The sequence below is a fragment of the Rhizobium sp. BG4 genome (assembly GCF_016864575.1).
Classification (GTDB): domain Bacteria; phylum Pseudomonadota; class Alphaproteobacteria; order Rhizobiales; family Rhizobiaceae; genus Rhizobium.
Genome location: NZ_CP044125.1, coordinates 2,805,063 through 2,817,392, shown reverse-complemented (window position 1 = coordinate 2,817,392; position 12,330 = coordinate 2,805,063). Strand labels below are relative to the sequence as shown.

Genomic DNA, 12,330 nt, shown 5'->3' with positions numbered 1-12,330 from the left:
ATCAATCCGATGAACACTGCGTCGCCACCTGTCCCGGCTTGTGAGCCCCTGCCCGCCATGCCACGTTCGGGCAACGCAACTCTTTCGGAGGACAATAGAATGGATATCCGCAACGAAGAAAATGCCTCGGGCGGCCGTTATGTCGCTGAAGTCGAGGGACACGAGGCCGAAATGAGCTATTCCCGCACCTCGCCGAAGCTCGTCATCATCGACCACACCGGTGTACCCGATGCCCTGCGCGGCAAGGGCGTCGGCCAGGCACTCGCCCTGCACGCCGTCGAGGAAGCCCGCAAGGGCGGCTGGAAGATCTTCGCGCTCTGCCCTTTCTTCAAGGCACAGTCCCAGCGCCACGAGGAATGGCGCGATGTCGTGAACTGAGAGGCATTTGGCAAACGCGCGTCCACCGATTATCCTGTTTGCATCAAGAGGTGACCGATGGCTCGCTTAACAATATCGCTTTCCGATCAGCAGAGTGACTGGGTCGAAAGCCGCGTCAGCAAAGGCAACTATGCCAATGCTGAAGACTATCTGCGCGACCTGATCCTGATGGACCGGACGCAGCAGGGCGAGACGCTGTCGGTCACCGAACTTCAGGACATCGTCGCTGCGTCGCGTGCAAGCGGCACCGGCAAGCGAAGCGTGGATGAGATTTTCGCCGAGGCGGAAGCGCTCGCTGCGCGCCGCACCGGTGCCTCTTGAGCCGATATGTCTTAACCGCGCGCGCCGAGCGCGACCTCCTCGCCATTTTTCTGCAAAGCATCGAGCTCTTCGGCGTGCCTCAGGCGAGGCGCTACCGGGACAGCCTGAAGAACTGTTTCGAATTGATCGCCGGCAACCCCGATATGGGACGGCCCGCCAGCAGGATTGGCGAGGGTGTCAGGCGCCACGAGCACCAGAGCCACATCATTCTTTATGACAAGGTTAGCGAAGGCGTGCGCATCCTGGCGCTGGTTCCGTCGAAAAGCGTCCGTCTTCTGAAACTCTGACGGTCAAAAAACACCAAAAGCCACGTATGACGGACTAAGGCCCATCATACGTGGCTTTTTCTTCGGCGATTCCCCAGGATGCCGGTGACGGCATCCATCGCCAGCTTGATTACGCCCGTGCGCGAATTGCGCCGTCACGCTCCTCGAGGGCGGCTGCGCGGGCATATTCTGCCTGCATCTCCTCGAGCGCCTGTTCCAGAGCTTCTTCCTGCATCTTCAGTTCCTTGATCGAAACCTGAAGATTGTCGGCGCGCTGACGAGCGGCCTTGGCGAAGGTCGGGTAGGCGAAGTGATTCGGATCGGAAATGCCGGACTTCTTCTCTTCGACGACGATCTGGCTTTCCAGATCCTTCGTCATCCGTTCGAATTCCGACATCATCATCTGCAATTGCTGCAGCTGACGTCGTTTTTCGTTCACCTGAAATTCCTTCAGGCGAACTAGGCTCTCACGCGACTTCATACGCATTACTCCAGTGATGCGAGACCCCGGCTCTACTAAATTGCCCCTTGCGCACCGCTTTGAGACGGTCTGCCCAAAAAATTTCCGTCGGTATTAACAAAAACCTACCGCTGGTAACCTTTCGTTTACGGGCATCGTTAATGATAGGCCCGATGATTTAAGGCTCGGTAAACATCACTACGCGATTTCCGAAACCTTTTCATTGCTGAGTCGAATGAATCGCTTAGCGGCCGTTCTTAATGTAGAAGTTAAGGATTTGGCCTTGCGGATTCTCGTTGGAAAACAGCGGAATGGACAAAATATTTAATAAATTCGTTACCCCTTGCCAGAGTGGAATAGAATTTGTTAACCATTTCGTGGCAGCTTCCAAATCACGCAGTGACATATTTCGGTATCGCGTAGGGGGCCAGACCACCTTTCGGCGGCGGTAAAGGGGATAATAATGCGGGTACTACTGATTGAAGACGACAGCGCGACAGCGCAGAGCATCGAACTGATGCTCAAGTCCGAGAGTTTTAACGTTTACACCACCGATCTCGGTGAAGAAGGCGTCGACCTCGGCAAACTGTATGATTACGACATCATCCTTCTCGATTTGAACCTTCCCGACATGTCCGGATATGAAGTGCTGCGCACTCTCCGCCTGTCCAAGGTCAAGACACCGATCCTCATCCTCTCGGGTATGGCCGGCATCGAAGACAAGGTCCGCGGTCTCGGCTTCGGCGCCGACGACTACATGACCAAGCCGTTCCACAAGGACGAGCTCGTCGCCCGCATCCACGCCATCGTCCGCCGTTCGAAGGGCCACGCACAGTCGGTCATCATGACCGGCGAGCTCATCGTCAACCTCGACGCCAAGACCGTCGAAGTCGGCGGCCAGCGCGTTCACCTGACGGGCAAGGAATACCAGATGCTGGAGCTGCTTTCGCTCCGCAAGGGTACCACGCTCACCAAGGAAATGTTCCTGAACCACCTCTATGGCGGCATGGACGAACCGGAACTGAAGATCATCGACGTCTTCATCTGCAAGCTGCGCAAGAAGCTTGCGAACGCTGCCGGCGGCGCCAACTACATCGAAACCGTCTGGGGCCGCGGCTACGTGCTGCGCGAGCCCGATGGCAGCGAATACGCCGAAAGCGCCTGATACCGAACCCCCTTTACCAATTCAGAAATCCCGCCCTTCCGGCGGGATTTTTTTGTTTGTGCGGGTCGTAAAGTGGCAGGGTTCTGCCACGGCATGGGCACACGCAGAAATGCTCGGGACAGGCCCGAGCATCGTAAGAACTTGAAATGGAAGAGAGAATTAGGCGGCGATTGCCCGGTTGCCGAAGACGGCGGTCAGGATCTTGCGGTCGAAGGGCTTCAGCAGGAAGTCGGTCGCCCCTGCCCGCTTGCCGGCCATCAGCTTCTTCAGATCGGCCTCGATGACGCAGTAATAGATTTTCACTTCCTTGCCGCCATCCATGCCGCGGATGGTGGTGATCAGCTCGAGGGCACCCTCGATGCCGGAATCGACGATGAGGTAATCGGGCAGTTCCGTCTGGCAGGCCGACAGCGCTTCGGAAGCGTTTGACGCCTCGCTGACCAGGAAATCGAGTTCGGACAGGATACGCTTTCCGACCTTGCGAACGACGTCCGAACTGTCGGTGATCATGAAACGCTGCATGACTGCTCCTTCGCCCCACTTCTGTCCCGGTGGCGCTTCCTCAGCCTGAAAGGATAGGTCGATTAGGCTAAGGAAGTCTTACCGAGAAAGAGACAAACTGCTCTCATGCAACCGTAACGTTAGGCCGCAGCGATTTCGGCTGTAAAAATAATCTCTTCGCCGGTTGCCGAATGGCCGAGCTGCATGCCGCATTCCTCGGCGAGCAGGACGGTGTAATAGGGCTGGATCGAGTGGGCATCGACAGCCTCTTCGACATGGCCGGAAGCGATCTCGACGAATTTCGGCGGCATACGCATCAGCTTGCCCTTGGCGACGAGCTTGAACTTGGCGTCGAATTCCGGATTTTCGAGCGTGATCTCGATCGAGCCGCCGCGCGGGATCGAGGAGTAGGCAACGAGGAACAGGTTCAGCAGCAGCTTCACCCGGTTCTTGGCGACGATGGCGCGCGGCCCGGTCCAGGTGACCTCGGTCTTCTTCTCGGCGGCCGCGAAATCCTTGGCAGCGCGCTCGGCTTCGCCTGTGTCGATCGACGCGCCGACGGAGCCGGAGGCACCGAAGGCAAGACGGGCGAACTTGAGGCGGACGGAGGCGTTCAGCGCACTGGTGCGGATCAGATCCATGGCATCGGCATCGGCACCGCCCTCATCGAGCAGTTCCAGGCCGTTGTTGATGGCGCCTACGGGCGAGATGACGTCATGGCACACGCGACTGCAAAGAAGAGCAGCCAGGTCCGGGCCGGTCAAAGTAAGATTTGGGTTCTTGGACATCATCGTCTCCTGATGGCGAATACTTCATTCCGCCATATCTTGCCTGATCAAAATTGCACGAAGTTTGCGCCCGTACTCGGCGCCATAATGACACCATATTTGGTAAACCGATTGTTAAGACGATCGGAGCAAAATGCGTCAATTGCCGGAAACGGCTCATTGAACCGACCATGATGAACGGATGACACCATGCACCTTCAATCCCCAGGAAGATTTATGGGCTTCTGCCGGCTTATTGTCGCGCTGACCATTTCTGCATTCATGCTCTCCTCGCAGCAGGCGGCCGCCCAGCAGGCCAACAGCAGCCAGTACACGGTGCAGGAGATCGTCGACGCCGGCCACTCCTTCTTTGGCTCCACCAGCGGCGGCCTCGCCAAGGTTGTCGAAGCCGCATTCCAGAAATACGGCCTGCCGAACGGCTACATTCTCGGCCAGGAAGGCTCTGGCGCCTTCATCGCCGGCCTGACCTATGGCGAGGGCCAGCTCAACACCAAGAATGCCGGCGAGCATCCGCTCTACTGGCAGGGTCCGTCGCTCGGCATCGACTACGGCGGCCAGGGCACCCGCGTCATGATGCTGGTCTACGACCTTCCCTCGATCGACAGCATCTATGCCCGTTTCGGCGGCGTCAGCGGCCAGGCCTTCGTCATCGCCGGCTTCGGCATGACCCTTCTGAAGAACAACAATGTCCTCGTCGTGCCGATCCGCACCGGCGTCGGCGCACGCCTCGGCGTCAATGTCGGCTATCTGAAGATCACCCCCGGCCCGACCTGGAACCCCTTCTGATAATAGAGTGGACGGCGGGATTCTTGCCCGCCGTCACCCATCCGCCACTTGCCGCGCGCGCATCGCGTGCGTAATCATTGGCGCGAAGCAAATCACTTTCTGGAAGCATTGACCGCGCCGTGATCGAATACGCTCTTCTATTCGGGCTGGGTTTTCTGACAGCGGCCTTCCTGGTCTTCCTGGTTTCCCCCGCCATCCACCGCCGCATCGTCTGGTATACGGAAAACCGGATGAAGGCGACGATGCCGCTGAGCCCGCAGGAAGTGCGCGCCCAGAAGGATATGGTCCGCGCCCTCTACGCCGCCGACAATGCCCGCACCACGCAGGATCTTGCCCGCGAGCGCGAGAAGTCGCTGTCACTGCAGCTGCGCCACGATTCGCTGGCGCTCGATGCCGGCCGGCTGGCCGCCGAGATCAGCACCCTGCAGGGCCAGATCAGCGATCTCAACGTCGAGGCCGCTGAACTGCGCTCGCACCTGCGCAAGGACGAGAACTATATCAGCCAGCTGAAGACCAGCCTGCACATTGCCGAGCAGTCGAGCTCGCAGAAGGAAGGCGAGCTGGAAGCGCTGCGCAGCCGCCTGAACAAGCTTGCCGAACAGTCCGACAACCTGAAGATCGACATGGCGGCTCGCGAAACCGAGATCGAAAGCGTCAAGTTCCGCGCCAATGCGCTGCGCGACGAGCGCGATACGCTGCGCCAGGACGTCAACCTCCTGCAGAAGCGCGCCAAGGATGCCGAGCAGAAGCTGACCCAGCAGGAACACATGGTGATCCGCCTTGAAGACAAGGCAGCCCGCGAAACGGCATCCGCTTCCGACAAGGAAACGCTGCTCACCCGCCGCCAGCAGGAAATCGCCAAGCTGAAGGAACAGCTGAAGGGCGCCAATTCCGAGCTGCGCAAGGCAAGCCGCGCCATGCGCGACGCCGGCGTTTCCGGCTCGCTGCTGAACGCCCTGCCCGATGCACCGCCTGCCGAAACCGAAGAAAGCATCGATCCTGCCGCCGTTGCCGCAAGTCTGGCAGACGATGTCCGCGCCCGCAGCGCCGATGTCTCCGACCGCATCCTCAAGGCCAAGACAGTCACCGGCAAGGACAGCGCGCTGCGCGAAGAGATCGCCTCGATCGCTGCCAAGGTGGTGGCGCTGACGGCATTGAAGGAAGGCGAGACCTCGCCGATCCGCAAGCTGCTGCCTGAAACCGCCGAGACCGGCGCTCAGGACCGCCTCAATCTCGCAGGCCGTGCCGCCGCGATCCTTACCGAAGACAAGTAAGCGTCAGATCCGCTTGGCGGCTGATGCCATGGAAAACAGCGCGATCCCGGTTGCCGTCGCGACGTTCAGGCTGTCCAGCCCCTCGGACTGTGGAATCCGGGCACTGCGGAAGCGCGCGAGGATCTCCGCCGGCAGCCCCTCCCCCTCGGTTCCCGCCACCAGCGCCATGCGCGGCGACGCCGGGATGTCGCGGATATCGACGGTGCCGCGCGGCGACAGCGTCCAGATATCGAAGCCGCGCTCCGCGAGCCCGCTCAACAGGCCCAGCGCCGAACCGCTGCGCTCATAGGGAACGCTGAGCACCGAACCGACCGAGACGCGCAGCGCCTTGCGGTAGAGCGGATCGCAGGAGGTTTCGTCGAGGAAGATCGCATCGGCCTTGAAGGCCGCCGCATTGCGGAACATCGATCCGGCATTGTCGTGATTGGAAATGCCGCATCCGGCAATCACCAGCGCCTGTTCCGGCAGCCGGTCGAGGAGGCTCGTCTCGGGCGAAAGCTTCCGGCCGAGCGCCAGCACGCCGCGATGCAGGTGAAAGCCGACGATGCCATCGAGCGTTTCGGCTTCGGCAATATAGACCGGAACATCGTCCGGGAATTCGGCAAGGATATCGGCAACGCCTGCCGCCCGGTTGGCGAGCAGCAGGATCTTTTCGGCGGCGAAGGTGCCGCGGCGATGCGCCTGCGCCAGCATGCGCAGCACAACGGTGCCCTCCGCGATGAACCGTCCCTGCCGCCCCGTCAGGTCACGCTCGCGGATCTCGCGGAACTCCGCGATCCGCGGATCCGCGGCATCAACGATCGTGACGGGAGCGGCCGCCATGGCTCAATTGCCGGCGACGGCGATATCGGCGACGGTATGGCCCGTCTTGGTATCAACGACGATCGCCCGGTGCTTGCCATCGGCGCCCTGGCCGTAGAACAGGATCTGGCTGCCCGAAAGCGAGGTCGACTGAACCGCAAAGCCTGAAGGCAGTGTGACCGTGCCGCTGACCGGCGAACCCGACGGCACGCCGTTCGAGGCAACGGGTGCGCTACCCGCAGGTTCCGTCCGCGTCACCTTGTAGACAACGGCGCCGAAGACCGCCATAAGGCTCACAAACATGATGGCGCCCGAGACGATCTGCAGGCGAACCATCTTGCGCCGGACATTTTCCATTGCCGGATCAAGGGGCTTTTCTTCCTGGTCGTCTATCTCGATTTTCGTCATTACGGCGTCCTATGAATTCCTCGGAGAAGAAGCGTCTTGAGCGACCCCTTTAAACAAGCATCCGGCATTAGGAAAGTCCTGACGGCAGACGAGAGCGCCGAAGGCCGCCTCGATGCCTGGCTGACGGCCCAGCTCGGCGCCGAATTTTCGCGCAGCCGCGTCAAGGTGCTGATCAAGGACGGCATGCTGACGGTCAACGGCGCTCCGGCCGCCGATCCGCAGAAGAAGGTGAAGCCCGGCGAGACCTACGAGATCCTGCTGCCCGAGCCTGAGGACCCGGAACCCAAGGGCGAGGACATCCCGCTCGACATCCTCTTCGAGGACGACGACGTCATCGTCATCTCCAAGCCGTCGGGTCTCGTCGTCCATCCGGCCGCCGGCAACTGGACAGGCACGCTGGTCAATGCGCTGATCCACCATTGCGGCGAGAGCCTTTCCGGCATCGGCGGCGTGAAGCGCCCCGGCATCGTCCACCGGCTGGATAAGGATACGACGGGCGTGATGATCGTGGCAAAGAACGACGTCGCCCATCGCCACCTATCGCTGCAATTTGCCGATCACGGCCGCACCATGCCGCTCGAACGCGCTTACCAGGCGATCGTCTGGGGCCGGCCGCCGACGCTGAAGGGCACGATCGACGCGCCGCTCGGCCGCGGCACCGCCGACCGCACGCGCCGTGAAGTGAAGCGCCCCGGCAATCAGGAAGCTGACGAGGCGATCACCCATTACGAGGTGCTGGAGCGCTTTCACGAGACGTCGAACGCGCTGTCGCTCGCCTCGCTCGTCGAGTGCCATCTGGAAACCGGGCGCACGCATCAGATCCGCGTGCACATGGCCCATATCGGCCACCCGCTGCTGGGCGACGCCGTCTACGGCGGCGGCTTCAAGACCAAGGCGAACCTCTTGCCCGATGATGCCCGCAAGGTCGTCAACGGCTTCAAGCGTCAGGCTCTCCACGCCTATATGCTGCAGTTCGAGCATCCCCGGACCGGTGAAATCATGCGCTTCGAGGCGCCACTGCCTGATGATATGATGGAGCTTGTCGAGGCTCTTCGCGGGGCGTCTCTATAACGCCTTCGTGAAGACCCCTCTGGTCTTGAACCCCTGTTCGGCCATACTTATCTGTATATGGACTTAGTGCGGGCTCTAGTTTGAGGCGCACGTCCCGGTTTGCCTTTATCGACGCGGGGACGCGTTCCATCGGGAACCGGAATCTATATAGGAGGGTGCAATCATGGCCCGTAACAACCTGCCATCCATTACGGCCGGCGAAGCCGGTCTGAACCGTTATCTCGACGAAATCCGCAAGTTCCCGATGCTGGAACCCCAGCAGGAATACATGCTCGCCAAGCGCTATGCCGAACATGGCGACCGCGATGCTGCGCACAAGCTCGTCACCAGCCATCTGCGCCTCGTTGCGAAGATCGCAATGGGCTATCGCGGCTATGGCCTGCCGATCGGCGAAGTCGTCTCCGAAGGTAACGTCGGCCTCATGCAGGCCGTGAAGAAGTTCGACCCGGAACGCGGCTTCCGCCTGGCAACCTATGCGATGTGGTGGATCAAGGCCTCGATCCAGGAGTACATCCTGCGTTCGTGGTCGCTCGTGAAAATGGGCACGACCGCCAACCAGAAGCGCCTGTTCTTCAACCTGCGCCGCCTGAAGGGCCGCCTCCAGGCGATCGATGATGGCGATCTGAAGCCGGAACACGTCTCCGAGATCGCGACCAAGCTCAACGTCTCCGAGGAGGAGGTCGTATCGATGAACCGCCGCCTGTCTGGCGACGCGTCGCTCAACGCCTCGATCAAGGCGTCCGAGGGCGATAGCGGCCAGTGGCAGGATTGGCTGGTCGACGATCACGACAGCCAGGAAGAAGTGCTGATCGAGCAGGACGAACTCGACACCCGCCGCCGCATGCTGTCCAAGGCAATGAGCGTGCTGAACGACCGCGAACGCCGTATCTTCGAGGCACGTCGCCTCTCCGACGATCCGGTGACGCTGGAAGACCTGTCGTCCGAGTTCGACATCAGCCGCGAGCGCGTCCGCCAGATCGAAGTCCGCGCTTTTGAAAAGGTCCAGGACGCGGTCCGCAAGGAAGCGCTGGAAATGGCCAAAGCCGTCCGCGTGGTCGAAGCCACCGCCTAAGGCGCAAGCGTCAAGACAAACAAAAAGGCGGGTCAATGACCCGCCTTTTTTGCGATTTGGAGACCCCAGACTCCGCACTGTCCGGCGTCGAGACTTGTAGTGACCCGCATTACAATTCCTCAAGACGGCTTTGATACACTTTGCAATGAAGGTTCGAGCGACTAGGACCCTCAGCAAAAAGTCAAAGCGAGGTGTGCATGAAGCTTCTTCTGCCAATCGCATCGTCTATAGGCCCAGTCTACTTCGCCCTCCAAGAAGCGTCCATCATATGGGTACTATTGTGGGCAGCGCTTTGGAACTCTCTTCGATGGCTCGCAGGATGGAGGACCGCGCTCAACATTGCGCTTGAGCCTAGCGACCAGCCAGCGTCCTGGCTGGAGACCCATCCGGCCGTGTACATGGCACTTGCGTTCGTAACCTCACTCGCAGCCTTTATGTTTATCCACGTCACAGCTTATGTGATCGTGCGGCACATCATCTGAAGGTCTCGCGATGACGGCAATTGCCGCAAAGCGATCAGTGCAGCTTGAACACAAGACAAAATAAAAGGCGGGTCGATGACCCGCCTTTTTTTGTTTCTGCGATGCGCCTCGCCTTACTGGCTGGTGCTGACGTCGCCGAGCGTGCCCCAGTCGCGGATCGCGGTGGTGAACGCCTGGGCGCCGGTCGAGCCCTTCTGCATGGTGATCAGGGCGCGGCGGCCGTTGCGGTAGGTGATCGGGATGTCGATCCAGTCGCGGGTGGCGAGCAGGTCGAGGTTCGACTTGCGGGCATCCGGATAGTCGTTGAGCGCGATCATGTGGAAGTCGTCGGTGATCTTGGCGGGCACCGCGATCAGCGCGTCGCCGCGGTCCTGCTCCGTGCGCTTCATCGAGATGCGCTGGACGCTGTCGATCTTGCCGCCTTCGAAATTCGGCGGCACCGAGAAGACGATCTCGACCAGATGGCTGGCGGGCAGCGATGGGTCGGAATTGCGCTTGAAGGTGACAAGAGCCGAGAGATTGCGCTCGGGAACGGTGACGTTGCCCTGAACGGTCGCGACATCCTTGCCGCTTGCATCCTTCTCGTGCTGGACACTCCAGACGACAGAGCCCTGGATCGCCGTCGGCGAGCTCTGGCCGATCCGCTCCTCATAGAGGAACATCTTTTCCGAAGCGCCGACCGGCGCGGTCACCTGCGGCTGCGCGGCCGCGGCATCGCCTGCAGCCGGCGGCTGGGCAGCGGCCGGATCCGTCTGGGCGGCCGGTTGCGCCGGAGCCTGGGCCGGTGCGGAAGAAGCAATGCTCTGCTGCGCGACGGACTTGCCTTCGGCAGTCGGCGTTGCGGCGGCGGTCGCCGGGCCGGCATCGGTTTCGGTGCCGTCGGCCATCAGGCGCTGGTTGAACTTGTTGGTGACGGAGGCGCCGTCATCGAGCGCAGCAACCTGCTTGTTGGCGTCGGCGGCAGGTGCTGCCGAGCTGCCATTGGCGGCCGGTGCCGCAGTGCCCGACGCAGGAGGCGTCGTTGCCGACGGCGTCGTGCTGGCGGCAGGCGCGGTCGTCTCGGCGGTCTTCGGCGCCGAGCTGATCAGGCCGTTGACCATGGCGTTCAGCTGGTCGCGGTTCATCCATGCGGCATAGCCGGCACCGCCGAGAACGGCGAGCACCAGGACGATGCCGATGATGCGGCCGAGGCCGAAGCGGCGGCGCTTCGGCTCCATGCGGAAATTCTTGTTCTGCAGCTTGGCAGCGACGATCTGGTCGATATCGGCAACCGGAGCCGTATCGTCATCGTCATTGGCAACGGAACCACGGCGGCCGTAGCCACGCAGCGCTTCGGCTTCCTTCCACTCGCTGCCGGGAACATCCGGCGCGGGCTGCTGCGGCTTGTTGCCGTGCACTTCGGAAAACAGATCGGAATCGTCTGCGCGCGCCTGAGCGTTGTCGGCCTTCTTCGGCGCATCGATCGGCGGCAGGTCGTCGAAAGCTGCGGCCTCCCACGAGAAGCCCTCGTTGGCAGCCGGCATCTTCGCCGCTTCAGGCGCGGTCTGCAGGCCGGACAGCGCTTCCTCGAAGGCGCGCGCACCGGCGTCCGCCGAAGCGGCAGGGGCGAGGCCAGAGAAATTATGCAGTTCCTGGTCGGCCCAGACGGTATCGGCATCCTTCGGGGGGTCTGCCGGCGTCTCCGCGGCTGGCTCGTTCCATACGGGATCGAAGCGCGCGGCGGCTTCGCTCTGCAGCGGCTCTTCCTGCGTCTGTTCGACGAATTCCTGCGGCTTTTCGAAAGAGGCGAAGGGCTCTACCAGCCGGTTGGCCGGATTGTATTCGCTTGCCCGCACCGGCTCGACGGCTTCCACCGGCTCCGGCTCAACGACAGGCTCTTCATACACCGCCGGTTCGGCAGCGTGATATTCAGGCTCTGCGGGTTCTTCGTGATGCGGCGCCTGCCAGGCTTCGGTGGGCGCATCCTCGACGGGCTGCTGCCACGGTGCCGGTTCGGCATGGATTTCAGACTCGGCGTGAACCTCCGGCTCAACGTGAACTTCAGGCTCCGCGTGAACGTCATGCTCTGCGTGAACTTCCGGCTCGGCATGAACGTCGGGCTCGACAGCATGCACCGGCTCGTCGTGATAGACGGCCTGCGGCTCTTCGTAAGCGGGTTCAGCGGTAACCGGCTCTTCGTAAACCGGATGCTCTTCGTGAGCGACTTCCTCGACCGGCTCGGCAGCCGCCTCGACGGCATGCTCCTCGGCGGCGGCAACCGGCTCTTCAGCCGGAGCGGCGGGCTCTTCGTAATGCGGCTCTGGCGCGGCCTCTTCGGCAACGGCCGCCTCATCGGGCAGCGCCTCGGCATGTTCGGCCTCGACTTCGCGAATCGCGGCATCCAGCTTTTCAAGCTGCCGTTGCAGCATCGCTTCCGGCGGACGCGGTTTCATGTTTTCGAGCTGCCGCTGCACTGCGCCGCGGGCACGCTCGTAAACCTTCACCCGCATCTCGGGGGTATTCTCGGTCAGACCGTCAACGGCCCGCCGGATGACTGCAATAAAATCCGCCATTCGTA

Annotated in this window: 14 protein-coding genes; 8 read left to right on the top strand and 6 right to left on the bottom strand. The window is 61.5% G+C overall.

Translation table 11 applies throughout. The annotated features are described in order from the left end of the window. The first annotated feature begins 99 nt into the window (after nucleotides 1-99). The 3 genes from F2982_RS14125 to F2982_RS14115 are packed head-to-tail and all read left to right on the top strand — an operon-like array spanning nucleotide 100 to nucleotide 986. A complete protein-coding gene (locus F2982_RS14125; protein ID WP_112711435.1) occupies nucleotides 100-378 on the top strand; it encodes a GNAT family N-acetyltransferase in 279 nt (92 codons plus the stop codon). Between the two features lie 57 nt (nucleotides 379-435). Next, nucleotides 436-699: a type II toxin-antitoxin system ParD family antitoxin gene (locus tag F2982_RS14120; RefSeq protein ID WP_203428180.1), complete on the top strand. Its 264-nt coding sequence runs from the start codon at nucleotides 436-438 to the stop codon at nucleotides 697-699. Next, nucleotides 696-986, top strand: coding sequence for a type II toxin-antitoxin system RelE/ParE family toxin (locus tag F2982_RS14115; protein WP_203428179.1), 291 nt, complete (start codon nucleotides 696-698; stop codon nucleotides 984-986). Before F2982_RS14120 ends, F2982_RS14115 begins: the two co-directional genes overlap by 4 nt. Before the next feature lie 109 nt (nucleotides 987-1,095). Here the strand turns inward: F2982_RS14115 and F2982_RS14110 are convergent, their stop codons facing one another. After that, complete coding sequence (locus tag F2982_RS14110) at nucleotides 1,096-1,446, bottom strand: flagellar export protein FliJ (RefSeq protein ID WP_112390402.1); 351 nt, start codon at nucleotides 1,444-1,446, stop codon at nucleotides 1,096-1,098. 442 nt (nucleotides 1,447-1,888) lie between these two features. Between F2982_RS14110 and ctrA the strand changes: the two genes are divergently transcribed. After that, complete coding sequence (gene ctrA, locus F2982_RS14105; RefSeq protein ID WP_112711438.1) at nucleotides 1,889-2,590, top strand: cell cycle two-component system response regulator CtrA; 702 nt, start codon at nucleotides 1,889-1,891, stop codon at nucleotides 2,588-2,590. Between the two features lie 159 nt (nucleotides 2,591-2,749). Here the strand turns inward: ctrA and F2982_RS14100 are convergent, their stop codons facing one another. Together F2982_RS14100 and F2982_RS14095 are read right to left on the bottom strand one after the other, a co-directional pair. Then, a complete protein-coding gene (locus F2982_RS14100) occupies nucleotides 2,750-3,112 on the bottom strand; it encodes a response regulator (RefSeq protein WP_112711439.1) in 363 nt (120 codons plus the stop codon). 119 nt (nucleotides 3,113-3,231) lie between these two features. Next, the gene (locus F2982_RS14095; protein ID WP_112711440.1) at nucleotides 3,232-3,879 is read right to left on the bottom strand and encodes a histidine phosphotransferase family protein; all 648 of its coding nucleotides are present in this window, start codon (nucleotides 3,877-3,879) and stop codon (nucleotides 3,232-3,234) included. Between the two features lie 189 nt (nucleotides 3,880-4,068). On the opposite strand from F2982_RS14095, the gene F2982_RS14090 reads away from it, so the two are divergent. Both F2982_RS14090 and F2982_RS14085 read left to right on the top strand, forming a co-directional pair. Further along, nucleotides 4,069-4,665 carry an EipA family protein gene (locus F2982_RS14090; RefSeq protein ID WP_112711441.1) on the top strand — a complete coding sequence of 199 codons (597 nt, stop codon included), beginning with the start codon at nucleotides 4,069-4,071 and terminating at the stop codon, nucleotides 4,663-4,665. A gap of 119 nt (nucleotides 4,666-4,784) precedes the next feature. Beyond that, nucleotides 4,785-5,939: a hypothetical protein gene (locus F2982_RS14085; RefSeq protein WP_203428178.1), complete on the top strand. Its 1,155-nt coding sequence runs from the start codon at nucleotides 4,785-4,787 to the stop codon at nucleotides 5,937-5,939. Nucleotides 5,940-5,942: 3 nt separating this feature from the next. Here F2982_RS14085 and F2982_RS14080 read toward each other — a convergent pair whose 3' ends face one another. Beyond that, nucleotides 5,943-6,761 carry an RNA methyltransferase gene (locus F2982_RS14080; RefSeq protein ID WP_203428177.1) on the bottom strand — a complete coding sequence of 273 codons (819 nt, stop codon included), beginning with the start codon at nucleotides 6,759-6,761 and terminating at the stop codon, nucleotides 5,943-5,945. A 3-nt stretch (nucleotides 6,762-6,764) separates the two neighbouring features. Then, nucleotides 6,765-7,148 carry a hypothetical protein gene (locus F2982_RS14075; protein ID WP_112711444.1) on the bottom strand — a complete coding sequence of 128 codons (384 nt, stop codon included), beginning with the start codon at nucleotides 7,146-7,148 and terminating at the stop codon, nucleotides 6,765-6,767. Between the two features lie 36 nt (nucleotides 7,149-7,184). On the opposite strand from F2982_RS14075, the gene F2982_RS14070 reads away from it, so the two are divergent. Then, on the top strand, nucleotides 7,185-8,219 hold the full coding sequence (locus F2982_RS14070; RefSeq protein ID WP_203428176.1) for an RluA family pseudouridine synthase: 1,035 nt from the start codon (nucleotides 7,185-7,187) through the stop codon (nucleotides 8,217-8,219). Between the two features lie 163 nt (nucleotides 8,220-8,382). Further along, on the top strand, nucleotides 8,383-9,291 hold the full coding sequence (gene rpoH / locus F2982_RS14065; protein ID WP_112711446.1) for an RNA polymerase sigma factor RpoH: 909 nt from the start codon (nucleotides 8,383-8,385) through the stop codon (nucleotides 9,289-9,291). 595 nt (nucleotides 9,292-9,886) lie between these two features. Here the strand turns inward: rpoH and F2982_RS14060 are convergent. Next, the gene (locus F2982_RS14060) at nucleotides 9,887-12,325 is read right to left on the bottom strand and encodes a hypothetical protein (protein WP_203428175.1); all 2,439 of its coding nucleotides are present in this window, start codon (nucleotides 12,323-12,325) and stop codon (nucleotides 9,887-9,889) included. Nucleotides 12,326-12,330 lie beyond the last annotated feature (5 nt).